The sequence below is a fragment of the Aestuariivirga sp. genome (assembly GCF_020252395.1).
Taxonomy (GTDB): domain Bacteria; phylum Pseudomonadota; class Alphaproteobacteria; order Rhizobiales; family Aestuariivirgaceae; genus Aestuariivirga.
Genome location: NZ_JADCDB010000004.1, coordinates 171544 through 190295 on the forward strand (window position 1 = coordinate 171544; position 18752 = coordinate 190295).

At 64.3% G+C, this 18752-nt stretch carries 15 protein-coding genes and 1 rRNA gene; 8 read left to right on the plus strand and 8 right to left on the minus strand.

From position 1 onward, the window contains the following. Nucleotides 1–2 precede the first annotated feature (2 nt). On the plus strand, nt 3–485 hold the full coding sequence (locus IOC82_RS04210; RefSeq protein ID WP_290544928.1) for a TspO/MBR family protein: 483 nt from the start codon (nt 3–5) through the stop codon (nt 483–485). Here IOC82_RS04210 and IOC82_RS04215 read toward each other — a convergent pair whose 3' ends face one another. From IOC82_RS04215 to IOC82_RS04225, 3 genes are read right to left on the minus strand one after another with little or no spacing between them, the layout of a single operon-like run. Then, nucleotides 486–3722 carry an error-prone DNA polymerase gene (locus IOC82_RS04215; protein WP_290544929.1) on the minus strand — a complete coding sequence of 1079 codons (3237 nt, stop codon included), beginning with the start codon at nt 3720–3722 and terminating at the stop codon, nt 486–488. Beyond that, a complete protein-coding gene (locus IOC82_RS04220; RefSeq protein ID WP_290544930.1) occupies nt 3719–5221 on the minus strand; it encodes a DNA polymerase Y family protein in 1503 nt (500 codons plus the stop codon). Before IOC82_RS04220 ends, IOC82_RS04215 begins: the two co-directional genes overlap by 4 nt. Then, nucleotides 5106–6002, minus strand: coding sequence for a hypothetical protein (locus tag IOC82_RS04225; RefSeq protein ID WP_290544931.1), 897 nt, complete (start codon nt 6000–6002; stop codon nt 5106–5108). Before IOC82_RS04225 ends, IOC82_RS04220 begins: the two co-directional genes overlap by 116 nt. 152 nt (nt 6003–6154) lie before the next feature. Here IOC82_RS04225 and IOC82_RS04230 point away from each other — a divergent pair, with 152 nt between their 5' ends. Further along, nucleotides 6155–6592, plus strand: coding sequence for a copper chaperone PCu(A)C (locus tag IOC82_RS04230; RefSeq protein ID WP_290544932.1), 438 nt, complete (start codon nt 6155–6157; stop codon nt 6590–6592). A 5-nt stretch (nt 6593–6597) separates the two neighbouring features. Here the strand turns inward: IOC82_RS04230 and IOC82_RS04235 are convergent, their stop codons facing one another. The 3 genes from IOC82_RS04235 to IOC82_RS04245 are packed head-to-tail and all read right to left on the minus strand — an operon-like array spanning nt 6598 to nt 9936. Then, a complete protein-coding gene (locus tag IOC82_RS04235; RefSeq protein WP_290544933.1) occupies nt 6598–7758 on the minus strand; it encodes an iron-containing alcohol dehydrogenase in 1161 nt (386 codons plus the stop codon). Between the two features lie 30 nt (nt 7759–7788). Then, nucleotides 7789–9162, minus strand: a complete 1374-nt coding sequence (locus tag IOC82_RS04240; protein WP_290544934.1) for a glutamine synthetase family protein — start codon at nt 9160–9162, stop codon at nt 7789–7791. 24 nt (nt 9163–9186) lie between these two features. Beyond that, nucleotides 9187–9936 (minus strand): N-formylglutamate amidohydrolase, encoded by a 750-nt coding sequence (locus tag IOC82_RS04245; RefSeq protein WP_290544935.1) that lies wholly within the window; start codon nt 9934–9936, stop codon nt 9187–9189. A gap of 101 nt (nt 9937–10037) precedes the next feature. Here IOC82_RS04245 and IOC82_RS04250 point away from each other — a divergent pair, with 101 nt between their 5' ends. Then, entirely contained in the window at nt 10038–10904 is an 867-nt protein-coding gene (locus tag IOC82_RS04250; RefSeq protein ID WP_290544936.1) for a MurR/RpiR family transcriptional regulator, read from the plus strand. Then, nucleotides 10901–12559, plus strand: a complete 1659-nt coding sequence (gene betA / locus IOC82_RS04255) for a choline dehydrogenase (RefSeq protein ID WP_290544937.1) — start codon at nt 10901–10903, stop codon at nt 12557–12559. Before IOC82_RS04250 ends, betA begins: the two co-directional genes overlap by 4 nt. A gap of 211 nt (nt 12560–12770) precedes the next feature. On the opposite strand, the gene IOC82_RS04260 is transcribed toward betA, so the two are convergent. Next, the gene (locus tag IOC82_RS04260) at nt 12771–13616 is read right to left on the minus strand and encodes a D-amino-acid transaminase (RefSeq protein ID WP_290544938.1); all 846 of its coding nucleotides are present in this window, start codon (nt 13614–13616) and stop codon (nt 12771–12773) included. A 124-nt stretch (nt 13617–13740) separates the two neighbouring features. Here IOC82_RS04260 and IOC82_RS04265 point away from each other — a divergent pair, with 124 nt between their 5' ends. The 4 genes from IOC82_RS04265 to IOC82_RS04280 all read left to right on the plus strand — a co-directional run bounded on the left by IOC82_RS04265 (nt 13741) and on the right by IOC82_RS04280 (nt 18457). Then, on the plus strand, nt 13741–15096 hold the full coding sequence (locus IOC82_RS04265; protein ID WP_290544939.1) for an aspartate aminotransferase family protein: 1356 nt from the start codon (nt 13741–13743) through the stop codon (nt 15094–15096). A gap of 12 nt (nt 15097–15108) precedes the next feature. Continuing rightward, nucleotides 15109–16488 (plus strand): glutamine synthetase family protein, encoded by a 1380-nt coding sequence (locus IOC82_RS04270; protein WP_290544940.1) that lies wholly within the window; start codon nt 15109–15111, stop codon nt 16486–16488. A 77-nt stretch (nt 16489–16565) separates the two neighbouring features. Then, complete coding sequence (locus tag IOC82_RS04275) at nt 16566–17312, plus strand: helix-turn-helix domain-containing protein (RefSeq protein WP_290544941.1); 747 nt, start codon at nt 16566–16568, stop codon at nt 17310–17312. 29 nt (nt 17313–17341) lie between these two features. After that, entirely contained in the window at nt 17342–18457 is a 1116-nt protein-coding gene (locus IOC82_RS04280) for an MFS transporter (RefSeq protein ID WP_290544942.1), read from the plus strand. A 185-nt stretch (nt 18458–18642) separates the two neighbouring features. Here the strand turns inward: IOC82_RS04280 and rrf are convergent. Then, a 5S ribosomal RNA gene (rrf, locus tag IOC82_RS04285) occupies nt 18643–18752 on the minus strand; the annotation flags it as partial.

The following is an 18752-nucleotide window of genomic DNA, read 5'->3' on the forward strand; positions in this document are numbered from 1 at the left end:
GCATGCAAACTGTTGCCCCCCGCCATCAATGGCTCGTCCTCGCAGGCTTCGTCCTGCTCTGCCTCGCCGTCGGCTCGATCGGCGGCTTCGCCACGCAGAATTCCATCGACACCTGGTATGTAAATCTCAACAAGCCTTCGTGGAACCCACCCAACTGGGTCTTCGCGCCGGTCTGGACGCTGCTCTACATCATGATGGGCGCCGCCGCCTGGCTGGTGTGGCGAACGAAGGACCGCATCGGCCCCGCCATGCTGCTGTTCTTCGCACAGCTGGGTTTCAACCTGCTATGGTCGCTGGTTTTTTTCGGCCTGCGCTCGCCGGGCTGGGCGCTGGTCGAGGTGGTGTTCCTCGTCGGCTCGGTGGCGCTCACCATGTTGGCCTTCTTCGGGCGGCAGGCGACGGCTGGCTGGCTCTTCGTGCCCTATCTCGCCTGGGTGAGCTTCGCCGCCATCCTCAACTTCGCCATCTGGTGGCTGAACAGCTGATCAGTGAAAATCCCGGCTCTTCGGGATCACCCGCACCTGGCGCGGGTGACGCGCCGGGGGCTGTTGCTGGTGCGGATCGGGACCCGGCCTTGCCACCTCGTCGGCGCGGGCCAGTGGATTGCGCAGCAGCGTTCCCTCCTCCGTGAGCAGCGCCAGCCAGTCCGAATGATCCTCGACGGCGCCCGCCACCACGTGGATGATGCCGCCAGTCCGCTGCACGCGGCCCTTGATGAGCATCAGCCGCGCGCCCATCACCACGGCGCGGCAGGTTTCCAGCACCTGCGGCCAGATCACCGCGTTGCACACCGAGAACTCGTCCTCCAGGGTGAGGAAGACCACGCCCTTGGCCGAGCCCGGCCGCTGCCGCACCAGCACGACACCGGCCACGGTGACTGGCGCCCCATTGCGCAGCGTCTTCAGCTTCTCCGTGTCCGTCACCTTGCGCCCGGCGCACAGCCTGCGAAGGAACTGCATCGGATGCGCCTTCAGCGACAGTTTCAGCGTCTGGTAATCATTCACCACATGTTCGGAGAGCGGCATGCCGGGGAGCGCCACATGCGCCTCCTCCCCCTGCTCGCGCGTGCCGGCGAAGGCGAAGAGCGGCAGGGCCTTGGCCTTGGTCAGCGCCTTCACCTCCCACAGTGACGCACGCCGGTCGAGGCCCAATGAGCGGAAGCAGTCGGCGGCGGCGAGCCTCTCCAAACCCGCCACCGGCACGCCGAAGCCATGGAGATCGGCGATGCTCATCGGCTTCTTCTGCGAGCGATATTGCAGCAGCAGCGCCACATCCTCGGCGCGCAATCCATCGACCTCGCGGAAACCGAGCCGCATCGCCGCCCGCTCGCCGCGTGATGGCGTCTCCATGATCGAGTCCCAGCGCGAATGGCTGACGTCCACGGGCCGCACCTCCACCCCATGCTCACGCGCATCGCGCACGATCTGGGCGGGCGCATAGAAGCCCATGGGCTGCGAGTTGAGGAGGGCCGCCGCGAAGACCTCCGGGTAATGATGCTTGAGCCAGGACGAGACATAGACCAGATGCGCGAAGCTGGCGGCATGGCTTTCGGGAAAGCCATATTCGCCGAATCCCTTGATCTGGCTGAAGCAGCGCGCGGCAAAGGCGGCATCATAGCCGCGCTCCACCATGCGGCTCACCATCTTCTGCTCCAGCCGGCCGATGGTGCCGCGCCGCCTGAAGGTGGCCATGGCCTTGCGCAGCTCGTTCAATTCTCCCGCCGTGAATTCGGCGGCGACCATGGCGAGCTTCATCGCCTGTTCCTGGAACAGCGGCACGCCCCTGGTGCGGCCCAGCACCTGGCGCAATTCGTCCGGCGGGCCGAAATCGGGGTGGGGCGCGGGATAGTCCTCAGGCTCGATCCCGTCGCGGCGGCGCAGGTAAGGATGCACCATGTCGCCCTGGATGGGGCCGGGCCTCACGATCGCCACCTCGATGACGAGATCGTAGAAGCACTGCGGCTTCAGGCGCGGCAGCATGTTCATCTGCGCCCGGCTCTCCACCTGAAACACGCCGACGGAATCCGCCTTGCAAAGCATGTCATAGACCGCCTTGTCCTCGCGCGGCAGCGTGGCGAGGGAATATTTGAGGCCGTACCACGCCTCCATCATCTCGAAGCTCTTCTGGATGCAGGTGAGCATGCCGAGCGCTAGAACATCGACCTTGAGGATGCCCAGCGTATCGATGTCGTCCTTGTCCCATTCGATGAAGGTGCGCCCCTCCATCGCGGCATTGCCGATGGGAACCGTTTCATCGAGCCGCCCCTTGGTCAGCACGAAGCCACCCACATGCTGCGAAAGATGGCGCGGAAAGCCTTGGATATCATCGGCAAGCCCGATCACCTTGGCGAGCAGCGGATCGTCCGGGTCGAGGCCAGCTTCCTTCAAGCGGCCATTGTGCATCTCCTCGCGCATCTGGCCCCAGACGATGCCGGCGAGCGTTGCCGTCAAATCCTCCGACAGCCCCATCGCCTTGCCGACCTCGCGCATCGCCGAACGGCCGCGATAGGTGATGACCGTGGCGGCAAGCCCCGCCCGCTCGCGGCCATAACGCTGGTAGATATACTGGATCACCTGCTCGCGCCGCTCATGCTCAAAGTCGACGTCGATGTCGGGAGGCTCCTTCCGCTCCTCCGAGATGAAGCGCTCGAACAGGAGCTCGATCTGGTTGGGGTCGACCGCCGTGATGCCAATGACATAGCAGACAGTGGAATTGGCGGCCGACCCCCGCCCTTGGGCCAGGATCGGGGGATCCTGCGTCCGGGCGTAATGGACGATGTCGTGCACGGTGAGGAAGTAAGGCGCGTAGTTGAGCTTCTCGATGAGGGCGAGCTCCTTGGCGATATTCTCCCTCACCTTCGGCGGAATGCCGTCAGGATAGCGCTCCTTGGCTCCTTCCCAGGCGAGATGCGTCAAATGCGCCTGGGGCGTGGAACCTTGCGGAATAGGCTCCTCGGGATATTCGTATTTGAGTTCCTCCAGCGAGAAGCGGCAAGCCTTGGCGATGGCCAGCGTGTTGGCGATGGCCGAAGGATGGTCGCGGAAGAGGCGCCCCATTTCCTCAGGCGTCTTGAGGTGGCGCTCGGCATTGGCTTCAAGCAGGTAACCGGCTTCCGCGATGGTGACGCCCTCGCGGATCGCCGTCACCACATCCTGCAGCACGCGGCGCGAGGCATGGTGATAGAGCACGTCATTGGTGGCGACCAGCCCCGTCTGGTTGCGCTGCGCCAGTTCGGCAAGCCGGTTGATGCGTTCCTTGTCGTCACCGCGATACTGGTGGCTCACAGCGAGGTAGAGCGGCGCCTTGAGGCGCTTGCGGATGCCGGAGAGGCGATCGGCCCCTTCGGAAAGCAGCGCGAAGATCATGCCCGGCGCATGGGCATAGACATCCTCCAGCGTGATCAGGCACTGGCCCTTCTCCGCCCGGCGCTGGCCCATGCTGAGCAGGCGGCAGAGCGCGCCATAGGCCTGGCGGTTGGTGGGATAGGCCAGAAAGGAAATCCCCGGCTCCTGCAGGTCCAGCCTTGTGCCGACGATGAAGGGCAATTCCGCATCCTTCGCCGCCGCATGCGCCCGCACCACGCCGGCCAGCGTGTTGCGGTCGGTCACCGCCAGCGCCGCAAGCCCCAGATGCTTCGCCTGCATGGCGATCTCCTCCGGGTGGGAGGCCCCGCGCAGGAAGGAGAAATTGCTGGTGCACTGCAGCTCGGCGTAGCTGGTCATGCCGACAATCCGTGCACGTACCATTTCGGCTGCTCTTCACCCGGCTCGCCATAGAGCCCCTCGCGGTAGAGCCAGTAACGGCGGCCCTGCTCGTCCTCGATCACATAGTAATCGCGCGGCCGCTCGCCGGCGGTGAGCCGCCACCACTCCGGCGCCACGCGCTCCGGCCCCTGCGCCTTCGCCACGCGCCGCGTCACGCGCCGCCAGGTGAACCGCATCGGCGGCCCATCCGGCACGGCGGCCACCACCTTGGCGGCCTCCGGCTCTTCGAAAATGAGAAGCGGCCGCGCCGTGGGCGCCGGGCGCGCAGGTTTCGGCGGCAAGGTGCGGGCCGAGGGGCGCGGCATCTCGGCGCGTTCGGGAATGTGGCTCTCCACATCCTCCAGCGCCACGAACTGCTGCTTGTGGCGGTTCAGCACGCGGTCGTTCAGCTGCTCCAGCGCCAGCGTGCTGTCATCATCGAGGAAGCCGTGCTGCTGCACGAGGCCCTCCGCCGTCTCGCGCGCCTCCAGCGTCATTGCATCGATGCCGAAGCCGGCATCGACCGTTTCCAATTTCGGCTTCAAGACGCGCAGCATGTGGCGCGGATCATGGCTCGCCACCGAGAAGCCCGCCGGCAGATTGGCGCGTGAACCATCGACGCGGAACAGCTTGAGGATGAGCCGCAGCGCGCCCTTGCCCTTGCTCTCGAGATCCCGGCAGAGCTGGTTGACCAGCCCCTCAAGAACGATTTCCAGCCCCTCGGCATGCATGACCGGCTCCATCAGCGCGCGATGCGCGATGAAGGAGGTGGGTGGATTGAGCGGGTTCAGCGGCTCGTCGCGCACCCCCATCATCTCATCGAGCCTGATCAGAACATTCTCGCCGATGGTCTCGCCACGGAAGCGGCGCGCCAGCGAGGCGCGCGGAATGGCGAGCAGCGATCCAACCGTCTTGAGGCCCAGCCGCCTGAGTGTCTTCGCCGCCGTGCCGTCGATGCGCAGGGCCTCGACGGGCAGCGGCTGGATGTCCTTTGCCTCATAGCGGGCGAGCGCCCAGGCGGCGCCCAGCGTGGCGCCCTGCCCGATCCGCACGCTGAAGCCATATTGCGCCAGCCGCTGGCGGATTTCGGCCATCATGCGCTGCTCTCCGCCGAAGAGGTGCGGCACGCCGGTCACGTCCAGCAAGATTCCGTCAGGCGCATCGGGCGCCACCCAGGGACTGTAGCGCTCCATCCAGCGGCACAGGCCGAGCAGGCTGTTCATGTCCTCCTCCGGCTCATGCGGTTCGGTCAGAAGCTCCGGCAGTTGCGCTCGCGCATCCGCCAGCCGCATGCCGCGCATCAGCCCGAAGCTGCGCGCCGTGGCATTCACCGCGATCAGGCGCAGGCCGGACTTTCCGCTCTCAACCAGCGCGAAGGGCAGGCCCTTGGCGGGCGGCTTGCGGCCCATCTTGATCCGTGAGCGGATGAACCGCTCGACGGGAAAGTCCGGGAACCAGAGAGAAACGAGACTGCGCATGATGCCATTCCAAAATCCAGGCGCCGGGGCGGCCGCCCCGGGCGCGGGTGAGTTCGATGTTCCAGCAGGGTGCGCCCGGTGCCGCTGCGTCATGGACGGGGCTCGACGAGGGCACGGCCGCCGCCGTCCAGCGCGTGTGGCTGGCGGTCGCGGCACAATCCGGCCGCGCGAAGGTGAGGATCGCCGCAGATTTCCCCGCCGCTGCCGCAAGCGACAGGCGGCGCGTGGTGGTCAGGCCGGCATGGGCCGCCTCGGCATCGCCCAGCACGGCGGCAACGGCGCCAGACTTCAGCGCCTCCTCCATGGTCCACAAGAGATTCGCCGGCTTCTTCAGCGTGATGGTGACGAAGCGGTGGCGCGGCAGACCGAGGCGCTCCAGCCCATGGCCATAGAGCCGTCCATGCTCGCGCTCATGCGCGGCCAGCCGGCACCACAGCAGGGGCCGGCGTTCGCCCACGTCGCTCAGCCGCCGCAGGGCCAGCGCCAGCGCGAAGCCCATCGCCGCCGGCTGGTCGCCATAGGCGCGCGGGGAAACGTCATGCAGCCCCGCCCGCTGCAGCCCCTGCGCAGGGAGATGCCGGTCGAGTTCGGCAAGCCCCGTCAGCCAGGGAGACGCCCGGCTTTTCTGCCGCTCGAACTGCGCATGCCCCTGCTCCAGCCGCGTGATATGCGCACGCAGGGCTTCGATGAGTGGCGAAACATCTTCGCCGCGCCGGAAAGGAGCGGCGCTGGCGCAAGTTTCTCCGCCCCGCGCACCATGATGTGCCGTTCCCATACGCATGACCGAATGATCCAGAATGTTCTTATTTTGTTCCATAAACCGAACACAGAGTCAAGCGCAACGGAATCGGAGGTTGGTGGAGAGTCACAGGGGGGCGGTCATGATGCCGCGCCGAAACCTGGCGGCAAGCGTGGCATAAGGCGCCCATGTTGATGCACAGACGCCGCCTGATCCTGAGCCTCGCGGGGCTCGCCGCCTGCCCCGCCCCCGCCCGCGCGCATTCCTATCGGCTGGGCGATCTTGCCATCGGTCACGCCTGGGCGCTGCCGAGCCAGATCCCGGGCGAGGGCCAGGCCTTCGTGCCCATTGTCAACAACGGCAAGACGCCGGATGAACTGGTGGCGGCGCGATCATCCGTCTGCGGAACAATCGAATTGCGGCGGAACAACCGTTACGATGATCCGCCGCTCAGTTCATTCCCGCTCGAACCCGGCAAGCCCTTGCCCATGAGGCCCACGGCGCGGCATCTCCGCCTCATGAGCCTCAGGAACCCGCTTCTCCTCGACCAGCGCTTCACCATCATTCTGGATTTCCTGAATGCGGGCGAAATCGAAGTCGAGTTCCACGTCGAGGAAACGCCGGGCGGCTGACGGCGTCAGAGATCGCCCGTCACGCACTTCTTTGCCAGCGCCTTGTACTGCTTCTCGGTGAACTGAATCGGGTTGCCCCCGGCGGAGGGATCCTTGATCGCCATCTTCGCCACCTCGTCAAGGCGCTTGGTGTCGATGCCGATGTCCTTCAGCGCATGCGGAATGCCGATCTCTTTGCGGAGCGCGAGGATCCACTTGAGGAAGCCGTTGAAGCCGCCCTTGATGCCTAAGTAGGCCGCGGCGCGCGCGATGTCCGTCTCGATCTTGCGGCGGTTGGCCTTCAGCACATAGGGCATGATGATGCCATTGAGCAGGCCGTGATGCGCATCGTAAAGGCCGCCGAAGGGATGCGCCAAAGCATGGATGGCGCCAAGCCCGCGCTGGAAGGCGGTGGCGCCCATGGCGGAGGCGACGAGCATGTTGCCGCGCGCATCAAGATCCTTCGGCTTCTTCACCGCCTTGACGATGTTGTCCTTCACCAGCCGCATGCCTTCCAGCGCCACGCCCTGCGACCAGGGGTGATAGAAGGGCGCGCAATAGGCCTCGAGGTTGTGGGCCAGCGCGTCCATGCCGGTGGCGGCGGTGAGCTTCGGCGGCAGGCCCACGGTGAGCTCCGGATCGAGCAGTGCTACCTTCGGCATGATGGCCGGGTGGAAGATGATCTTCTTCTCATGCGTGATCGGATGAGTGATGACGCCGGCGCGGCCCACTTCCGAGCCCGTTCCCGCCGTGGTCGGCACGGCGATGATGGGCGCAATCAGCGAGGCGTCAGCCCTGGTCCACCAGTCATCGATGTCTTCCAATTCAAATATCGAGATGCTTTGCGAATGCATCAGCGCGATCATCTTGCCGGTGTCGAGGCCCGAGCCGCCGCCAATCGCCACGACGCCATCATGCTTGCCGTCCTTGAAGGCCTTGCAGCCGGCGAGCACGTTTTCCTCGACCGGATTAGGGCGCACGTCGGCGAAGAGCGCGGCCTTGAGGCCAGCCTGCTTCAGGCCGGTCATGATCTCCGCCACCATCGGCATGGCGGCAAGGCCCTTGTCGGTGACGGCCAGCGGCCGCTTGATGCCGTTGGCCTTGCAGAATTCGGCCAGCTCCTTGATACGGCCCGCGCCATACTTGATGGCCGTCGGGTAATTGATGTTGCGGTTCGGAATGGCCATGGGCTGTGTCTCCTGATGCCGTAAGTCTGATTAATACCGCTCAAACCCGCGCTTCAGCTCCAGGTCGGTGATGCGGCGGTCGAATTCGAATTGCTCCCACTCAGCGGTGTGGACGTAGTGGTCGACCACGTCATTGCCCATCGCCTTGCGCAGGAAGTCCGACTCGTCGAGAAGCCTCGTCGCCTCGCGCAGCGTCTTTGGGATTTCGCGCAAGCGCCGCGAGGTGTCGTAGATGTCGCCGGACACCACCGGCTCCAGCTCCATCTTCTTCTCGATGCCGTCGAGGCCCGCGGCGATCAGCGCTGCAAAGGCGAGATAGGGATTGAGGTCCGCGCCACCGATCCGGCATTCGACGCGGATCGCCTTGGTGTCCGCCCCGCAGATGCGGAAGCCCGCCGTGCGGTTGTCGAAGCTCCACACCGCGCGGGTGGGCGCGAAGGTGCCGGCCATGAAGCGCTTGTAGGAGTTGATGTAGGGGGCGAGGAAATAGGTGATCTCGCCCGCATGCGCGAGCTGGCCCGCCAGATAGTGTTTCATCAGGGGCGACATGCCATGCTCGCCCTTTTTGTCGGCGAAGAGCGGCTTTTCGTCCAGCGACCACAGCGACTGGTGAATGTGGGAGGAATTGCCGGCCATGCCATAGTCCCACTTCGCCATGAAGCAGACCGACTTCCCCACATTGTAGGCGATCTCCTTGGCGCCGTTTTTGATGATGGCGTGGCGGTCCGCCATCTCGAGCGCTTCGGCGTAGCGGACGTTGATCTCCTCCTGGCCCGGGCCCCATTCGCCCTTGGAGTTCTCGACCGGGATCCCGGCGCCCGCGAGGCCGTTGCGCAGCGCGCGCATGTAGACCTCCTCCTTGGAGGTCTGCAGGATGTGATAGTCCTCGATGTAGTAACCGGCCGTCTTGAGGTTGCGGTATCCCTTCTGGTGCGCCACCTCGTAAGTGTCGTCGAACAGGAAGAACTCGAGCTCCGAGGCCATGTAGGCCTTCATCTTCATCTTCTCGATGAGCTGCAACTGCTTCTTGAGGATGGCACGCGGCGAATGCGGCACGTCCTCATGGGTATGGTGGTCGAGGATGTCGCAGAGGACGAGTGCGGTTCCGGGAAGCCACGGCGTGCGGCGCAGCGTTGCCATGTCGGGCTTCAGCACGAAGTCGCCATAGCCCTTCTCCCAGCTCGTCGCCTTGTAGCCGGGAACCGGCTCCATCTCGATGTCGACGCCGAGCAGGTAGTTGCAGCCATGCGTCTCCTCATAGCCGCCATCGGCGAAGAACTTGGCATGGAAGCGCTTGCCGATGAGGCGGCCCTGCAGATCGACCATGGCGGCCACCACCGTGTCGATGGCGCCGGCCTTCACCTCGGCCTTCAGTTGGTCCAGAGTCAGCATGCCGTCGCTCATGGTCGTTACTCCCTCGATCAATCTTTATTTCGTTGCGGCCTGGATCAGCGGCACCGACAGGCGCTGGGCCCATTCATCCTGTCCCCGGCCGGTGGCGACCAGGTCATTCCGGATTTCGATCATGGCGTGCTGCAGCCCGCGGGCGAAGCCATGCAGGTTCAGCGTGTGCAGCACACCGTCCTTCGGACCATAAGGCTCGTTCAGCCGGGCATCGACGTTGGGGAAGCTTTTGATGAGCTTGGAAGACAGCGTGGTGTCCCGGTCATGCAGGATGCCGAGTTCGACACTCCTGGGCTTGCCCTTGTAGACCGGCGTGAAGGAATGGATGGAGACGACCAGCGAGTGCTGCCCGCCCGCCGCGCGCCCGTCGAGCACGGCCGAAACGCCGTCATGGAAGGGCCGGTAGATTTCACGGGCGCGCGCCAGCCTGTCTTCGGCGGACAGCTTCCTGTTGCCCGGAATGGCGGTGAGTTCGCTCATCTCCGGAATCGAGTCCGGCGATTCCGGCGGGCGGTTGCAGTCATAGGCCAGTCGCGAATAGCGCTGCAGCAGCAGCGGGGCATCCATCAGGCGCGAAAGCAGGCGGCCCACCTTCTCCGCCCCGATGTCCCAGGCGATATGGCGGGTAAGTTCGGCCTCGGGCAGGCCCAGCGTGCCGAGTTTCTCCGGCATCGCATTCGAGGCGTGTTCGCAGATCAGCACGAAGGGCGAGCGGCCCTGCTCGTTGACGGCAATGAACGGGCTCTCCTCGCCCTGCTGGAGCAGCGCTCCCATGCGCGAAATCTCCGGAAAATCGCGTTGTTGAAGCGATGATTTCAGATTGTATGAAGCCTGTCAAATTCGTTACAGTGGTTGCAGGCATGGGGGAGAGATATATGCCGCCGCAGCGCGCCACCACGGTTGCCGAGAGACTGCGCCTGATGTCCGGCGAACTGACCGCGGCGGAGCGCAAGCTGATGGCCGCACTCTTCGCCAACTATCCCATGGCGGGGCTGGGCTCAATCACCGGCTTCGCGCGCGAGGCGGATGTCTCCACCCCCTCGGTGCTGCGGCTGGCAAAAAAGCTGGGCTTCTCCGGTTTCCCCGCCTTCCAGGAGGAGTTGCGCTCCGAACTCTCCGCCCAGTTGCAGAACCCGATCGCGAAACACGACCGCTGGGCGGCCGAGGCGCCCGACACCCACATCCTCAACACCTTCGCCACGGCGGCGATGGAGAATCTCTCGGGCTCGCTGAAGCTGATGGACCACCGCGCCTTCGACGCCATCGTGGGGCTGATGGCAGACCGGAAACGCAAGGTCTTCGTGGCGGGCGGGCGGATCACCGGGGCGATTGCCGCCTATCTCGTCACCCACCTGCAGATGGCGCGGCCCGGGGTAAGCCTGATGCCCTCCACCCCCACCGTCTGGCCGCAATACCTGATCGACACGGACAAGAACGACGTGCTGCTGTTCTTCGATATCCGCCGTTATGACGCCCGCATGCTCGATCTTGCCGCTTCCGCCCGAGAGCGGGGAGCAACGATCGTGCTCATTACCGATCAGTGGATATCCCCAATCGCGAGACTTGCCGTGCATTCAATTCCCTTGCGCATCGAGGCGCCGTCGAGCTGGGACTCGAACGTCGTGCCGCTGTTCCTGGCCGAGGCCCTGGTGGCCGCGACCGTCAACGCCTCATGGCATGAGACAGAGGCCCGCATCGCCGAGATCGAGACCCTGTCGGACAGCGAGCGGCGCGGCAAATGAATGAGGCTTTCGACTTCGTCATCGTTGGCGCGGGCTCGGCCGGCTGCGCCATGGCTTATCGCCTGTCGGAGGAGGGCAAGAACTCGGTCTGCGTGCTGGAATATGGCGGCAGCGACCGCGGGCCCTTCATCCAGATGCCCTCCGCCCTCTCCTATCCCATGAACATGAAGCTCTATAATTGGGGCTTCGAGTCCGACCCCGAGCCCGGCCTCGGCGGCCGCAGGCTGGCGACCCCGCGCGGCAAGGTGGTGGGAGGCTCCTCCTCGATCAACGGCATGGTCTATGTGCGGGGTCACGCCAGGGACTTCGACACCTGGGAGGAGATGGGCGCCAAAGGCTGGGGCTTCCGCCACGTGCTGCCCTATTTCAAGCGCCAAGAATCCTGCCCCGACGGCGAAGACGGCTGGCGGGGCACGAAGGGCCCGCTGCATGTGCGCCGTGGGCGCCGCGACAACCCGCTCTACCAGGCCTTCGTCGAAGCGGGCCGCGAGGCGGGCTATCCCGTCACCGAAGATTACAACGGCCGCGCCCAGGAGGGTTTCGGCCCGATGGAGATGACCGTTCACAATGGCATCCGCTGGTCAGCCGCAAATGCCTATCTCAAGCCCGCGCTGAAGCGTGGCAACGTGAAGCTCATCACCAGGGCCTTTGCGCACCGCGTCATCCTCGAGGGCAGGCGCGCCGTGGGCGTCGAATATGACGTGGGCGGCGAAATGAGGCAGGTGAAGGCCAGGCGCGAGGTGATCATCGCCGCCTCTTCCATCAATTCGCCCAAGCTCCTCCAGATGTCCGGCGTTGGAGCGCCTGAGGTTCTCAAGGCCGCGGGCATCGACGTGGTCCACGCGCTGCCGGGCGTAGGCGAGAACCTGCACGACCATCTCGAAATCTATTTCCAGGTCAAGTCGAAGGAACCGGTGACGCTGTACTCGAAGCTCAACTGGTTCTCCAAGGGTCTGATTGGGGCCGAGTGGCTGTTCTTCAAGTCCGGGCTGGGCGCCACAAACCATTTCGAAACCTGCGGCTTCATCCGCTCCGCCGCGGGTGTGCAGTATCCCGACATCCAGTATCACTTCCTGCCCGCCGCCATGCGTTATGACGGCAAGGCTGCCTTCGCGGGGCACGGCTTCCAGGTGCATGTGGGGCCAATGCGCGCCAAGTCGCGAGGTTTCGTCCGTGTGCGGAGCACACAGGCGCGGCAGCCGCCGCAGATATTGTTCAACTACCTCACCCACCCAGACGACCTGCCGGAATGGCGCCGCGCCGTCAGGCTCACGCGCGAATTGTTCCAGCAACCGGCCATGCGGCGCTTCGCGGCAGACGAAATCCAGCCGGGGCCAAAGGTGAACACGGATGCCGAGATCGACGCCTTCATCCGCGAGCATTGCGAGAGTGCATATCACCCCTGCGGCACATGCAAGATGGGTGCGGTCGATGATCCGGCGGCGGTGGTGGACCCGGAGTGCCGGGTGATCGGTATCGAGGGCCTGCGGGTGGCCGATTCCTCCATCATGCCGCAGGTCACCAACGGCAACCTGAACGGACCGGCCATCATGATCGGCGAGAAGGCGAGCGATCACATCCTCGGCAAGCAGCCGCTTGCGCCGTCCAACCAGGAGCCGTGGATCAATCCGGACTGGAAGGTCAGCCAGCGGTAACGGCGCGGAGGAACATCTTCTCCCGCTTCAACGGGAGAGGAGGGAAGCCGCACATCATTTTGGAAATAATTCCTTGACTTTTAATCCTAGATGTGCCATATACGGGACGGAAAGTTCCTGCTGATAGACATTGTGAATCTTTTCTCCGGACCCCCAAATCCGTCATCCCGGCGCCGGGATGACGGATTTGGGGTGCTCCTCCGCGCGTGCCTCAGGCCCCAGCTTCCTTCAGGAACAGTTCCCGCAGCTTCCTGACCACCGGCCCCGGCTGGCCGCCGCCGATGCGGCGCCCGTCGATCTCCACGATGGGCATGACGAATTGCGAGGCGGAGGTGAGGAAGGCCTCGTCCGCCGCGAGAGCCTCCTCCACCGTGAACTTGCGTTCGACGATCTCCACACCCTCTTCCCTGGCCAGCCGCATCAGTGCCCGCCTCGTGCAGCCGGCGAGGATCTCGTTGGAGAGGTGCCTCGTGACGACCTTGCCGTCCTTGACGATATAGGCGTTGGAGGACGTGCCCTCGGTCACGTAGCCGTGCTCCACCATCCAGGCTTCCTGTGCGCCCTTCTCATAGGCCTCCTGCTTGCCGAGTGCGGGGGCCAGCAGCATCACCGTCTTGATGTCGCGCCGCGCCCAGCGCAGGTCCGGCGTGGTGACGACCTTGATGCCGGTCACCGCATTGGGATTGCTGACAAGACTCATGGCCTGGGTGAAGGCGATGAGGGTGGGCTTCACGTCACCCTTTGGGAAGTTGAAGGCGCGGTCCGCGCTCCCTCGCGTCACCTGCATGTAGATGATGCCTTCATTGAGCTCGTTGCGCCTGATGAGCCCGGCATGCATGGCGTCCAGCTCCTCGCGCGTGCAGGGCCAGGCTATGCGAAGTTCGTTGAGCGAACGGCCCAGCCGCTCCATGTGCGCCTGATAGTCGACCAGCTTGCCATTGATCACGGCACTGACTTCGTAAACCCCGTCGGCGAACAGGAAGCCACGGTCGAAGATCGAGATTTTCCCCTCGGTTTCAGGGAGATACTCGCCATTCACGAAGACGGTGCGGACCATGGCCTGGGCTCCTTCATGCTGCACCGCCTCTAAGCATGATTCCGCCAATCGAATCCATGGGGGTTGTGGCAGTCCTGCCGGGCGGCTAGGAGAGTAGCCGTCGTCAACGGTCATACAGGATATCATGCCGCGCACCATTCCGGAGCAAGCGATAAAGGCCATGCTGGAGCGCGAAGAGGCCCTCTTCACACAGCGCAACCCGACTTCCAGAAAGCTCTCGGACGATGCGGCACGGAACTGGCTGAAAGGTGTGCCCATGCACTGGATGGTGGACTGGGGCACCCCCTTCCCGCTGTTCGTCGCCAAGGCCAACGGCGTGGACGTGACCGACGCCGACGGCAACCATTACGTGGATTTCTGCCTGGGCGACACCGGCGCCATGTTCGGCCATTCGCCGCCTGCCGTGGTCGAGGCCTTGCAGCGCGAAGGGGCCAACGGCTTCACGACCATGATGCCGTCTCCAGATGCCGCAGTCGTGGGCAAGCTTCTCGAAGACCGCTTCGGCCTGCCCTGCTGGCAGGTCACCGCCACCGCATCGGATGCCAACCGCGCGGTCATCAAGTGGTGCCGCGCCATCACCGGCCGTAAGAAGATCCTCGTTTTCAACCATTGCTACCATGGCGCTGTGGACGACACCTGCGTGACCATCGACGGCGGCACGCCCCATGCCGACCCGGCCTTGATCGGCGAAGTGCGCGACCTGACGCAGTTCACCGAGGTCGTGGAGTTCAACGACATCCCCGCGCTGGAGAAGGCGCTGGCCGGCCGCGGCGTCGCCTGCGTGCTGGCCGAGCCCATCATGACGAATGTGGGCATGGTGCTGGCGGATGAAGGCTATCATACAGCGCTGCGCGAGCTCACCCGCAAATACGGCACGCTGCTAATCATCGACGAGACGCATTGCATGTCATCCGGCCCCGGCGGCTATGCCCGCGAATACGGACTGGAGCCCGACGGCATGGTGCTGGGCAAACCCATTGCCGGTGGCATTCCCGCCGCGGTCTATGGCTTCACGCAGGACGTCACCGGCCGCATCGCCAAGTTCCTCGAGACGCGCACGCCCGGTCATTCCGGCATCGGCACCACGCTGTCCGGCTCCAAAATTCAGCTGGCGCTGATGCGCGCCGTGCTCGAGACCTACTTCACCGAGGAGGCGTTCGGCCCCCTCGTGGCGCTGGCCAGGCGCCTCGAGAAGGGGATAGCCGATGTCATCATCAAACATGGCGTGCCGTGGCACGTCGTCCGTGTTGGCGCCCGGGTGGAGTTCATGTGTACGCCGAACCGGCCCCGCAACGGCGGCGAAGCTGCGAAGGTGATCCACCGGCCGATCGACGAGGCCGTGCATCACTATCTGCTCAATCGCGGGGTGATCGTCACCCCGTTCCACAACATGATGCTCATCTGCCCGGCAACGGCCGAGGCACACGTGAACCAGCTGGTCGAGGGATTGGACCGCTGCCTCACAGAACTGATGGGCTGAGGAGTAAGTCAAATGACACTCGTGTTCCCCCGCCGCGAAGCCGAAGCGCAGGCGTTCCTCGACCAGAACCCCGACATCGAAAGCGTGCACGTGATCTGGACCGACATGTGCGGCGTTGCCCGCGGCAAGATCCTGCGCCGCGACGAGGTGGCGCCGGCCTGGAGGGACGGCCGCTTCATGCCGGTCTCAGCCCTCGTGCTGGATGTCACCGGCCAGGACGTTCCCGAAACCGGCCTCGTCTTCGACGAGGGCGACCGCGACATGCTGATGTGGCCGGCGCCCGGCTCCATGGTGCGCGTGCCGTGGGCCAGCGTGCCGGCCGCGCAATACATCGCCACGGTGCATGACCTGGACGGCACGCCGCATTACGCCGACCCGCGCAATGCGCTGGAGAAGATCGTCAAGCGCTTCGAGCTGACACTGGGCATGACGCCCGTGGGCGCGGTCGAACTCGAATTCTTCCTGATGGACCGGGCGTCCGCGCTCGCCGGCAAGCCGGCGGCGCCGCGGTCGCTGATCAATGAGGCGAGGCCGCAGCATTACCAGGCCTATTACCTTCAGGACACGGAAGACTTCGCGCCCTTCTTCAAGGATCTCTATGCCATGTGCGAGATCCAGGGCCTGCCGGCCAAGACGCTGATCTCGGAATACGCGCCGGGCCAGATGGAAATCGTGCTCAGGCACAGGGCCGACGTGCTGAAGGCCTGCGACGAGGGCATCATGCTGAAGCGGCTGATCAAGAACGTGGCCGAGAAGCATGGGCTGGCCGCCACCTTCATGGCCAAACCCTATTCCGCCTGGACGGGCTCGGGCATGCACATCCATGTCTCGCTCGGCGACGGGCAGGGCAACAACCTGTTCGCGGCGGAAGATCCCACGCAGAATGAGCTGCTGATGCACGCGATCGGCGGCCTCAAGGCGGCGATGGCGGAGTCGATGCTGATCTTCGCGCCCAATGCGAACAGCTACCGCCGGTTTCGCCGCAATTCCTATGCGCCGGTCTCAGCCTCATGGGGCATCAACAATCGCACCGTGAGCTTGCGCATTCCCGCCGGACCGCCCAAGGCCTGCCACATCGAACACCGCCCATCGGGCGCCGACGCCAACCCCTATCTCGTGATGGCGGCCATCCTTGCGGGCATGCATTACGGCATCACCGAAAAGTCCGACCCCGGCAACCCGGTGAACGGCAATGGCTATGAGCGCCGGGCCAAGTATGTTCCGGGCAACTGGTTCGACGCCATCGACGCCTTCTGGCGCGCCTCGATCCTGAAGGAATATTTCGGCAAGGAATTCGTCGACACGTATTGCACGCTGAAGGAGGTCGAGGCCGACCGCTTCTATGCGGAGCCGACGGCCCGCGACTTTGAATGGTATCTCAGAACGGTCTAGTGTCCTGAGTCAAAGGTTCGCAGGGTTTGTATTGATTGATTTTGCCATGGTGTTCCCGCTTTTGCGAGGAGGGCTGCATGGCGTCTGTACGAAGAGCCCCTGAGATTGTTTTGCCCCCGGAGGAGCGTGCTGAACTTGAAGGTTTGGCGTCGCGGCGCAAGACGGCGCAAGCGTTGGCCATGCGGGCGCGGGTCGTGCTTGCCAGCGCGCGGGTCACGCAGAGCAAGGACATTGCCGTGGTACTTGGCGTATGCGCCAACACGGTGGGAAAGTGGCGCCGGCGGTTCGCGGCTCTCGGACTTGACGGATTGTATGACGAACCGCGTTCAGGCAAGCCTCGCAGCATTGATGACGCGCGCATTGAAGCGCTGATTGCGAGAACCCTGGAAAGCTTGCCCGCCAATGCCACGCACTGGAGTTGGCGCGGCATGGCTGGGGCGAGCGGGCTGTCTGTGTCCAGCGTGCGGCGCATCTGGCGCGCTTTCGGGCTTCAGCCGCACCGGCTCGAGACCTTCAAGCTGTGCTGGCATGCGCACCTCACGCCCATTAGCGCATCATGGCTCAACCAGGTCGAACGCTTCTTCGCCCTCATCACCGAAAGGAAGATGAGGCGTGGCATCCACAAAAGCGTGGCCGCTCTCAAGGCGGACATCGAAGCCCTCATCAACGCCCACAACGCGAATCCAAGGCCGTTCAGTTGGATCAAATCAGCAGACCAAATCCTTGCCTCGATCGAGAGGTTCTGTTTAAAAACCCCAGTTCAAAAGACCACAAATCAATCACACGAACTTCCGGTTCAGGACACTAGATTGCGTTTCGCATGAACACGCCCCCGGTTTTTCCATCCGCCCGCATGACCGTCACGACTGTCTTCGTCAGCTTCGGCGTGGCGATCGGGGCTCTTGCAGGCTCGATGCCGTCGGTGATGCGCCAGGCGGGAATTTCGCCCGAGACCTTCGGCCTCGGACTCACAATTTCGACGTTCCTGACCGTGGGCGCGATGGCGCTTGGCGGACAGATCGCACGCTTTATATCGAACCGCACCGTGCTGCTTGTCGTGCTGCCATGCTTTGCGTTGACGCTCGGCGCCTATCTGATGGCTGCGACACCACTATGGTTCTTCATTGCCATTCCCATCATGGGCCTGTGCTTCGGCCTCACCGATCTCTTCATGAATGCCGAGGCGGTTGCGCTCGAGCATGAATTGCGGCGGCCTGTGTTTATGACTTTCCATGGTGGCGTCTCCGCGGCTGTGGGCGTCATGGCCGTGGCGGCGAGCTGGATCGCAACGCAATGGGGCACTTGGGCCGTGGCCTTGGTCGCGGCACTGATGTTCGCGCTTTCTTGGATCATGGTGGCCCGCAGTATCGTGCCGCGGCCGCTTGCTATGGGCAAGTCTGCACGTATCTCCACTCTTCCCAACAAGCAGCCACTGATGCTGCTTGGCATCGCGGCGGGCCTCATCATCGCGGCGGAAACCGCAGCGCTGATGTGGTCGGCCAAGCTACTCGACGACATTGCGCCCTCGCTCGCGGCGATCGCCGGACTCGGCGCAGCGTTCTTCGGGGTCTGCAATGCAGTGGTGCGCTTCCCCGGTGACAGGATGCGGCGCAGCCTGGGGGAGATGCGCCTGATGATCGGATCGCTCGTCGTGGCGATCACCGGCTTCGTTGCGCTGGTTCTTTCACATAGCTACGTGTTGAGCGTCGCGGCCTTCGCATCGACGGGCTTCGGGCTGGCGCTGCTCATCCCCTCGATCTTCGCCATTTCGGCAAGCCTGGTTCCCGAGAACCGGGCCGGCGCTTTGAGCTTCGTCAGCCTTCTCACGGCACTGCCGCGAATTCTCGCTCCGCTCGCCTTCGGCGTCGTGGCAGCCCGTTTCGGAACGGCCGTGTCCTTCGGACTCGTCGCTGTCGGCCTGTGTGCCGCACTGATGCTGATCCTGGCCTTTGCCAAAAGGCATCCCTGATCGCTTTCGAGTGGTTGCGAGGCTTTGGGGCGCGTAGGCGAACCCGGAGTTGGCGCCTGATCACTCGCGTTTTATTAAATCTGCGATTGCCCTGGTCCATGACGCAAGAAGCCCGCTGGGCATTTCTGCGCTGCGGGGTTTTGGTTTGTATTGTGTGATGAAGGGATTGTCTCTGTTCTTTGCGGGCCTGGCAGCGGCCTACTCTTCCGCGTCTTGAGACGAAGTACCATTGGCGCTGGGGCGATTTACGGCCGAGTTCGGGATGGGATCGGGTATGGACGCCCCGCCAGAGCCA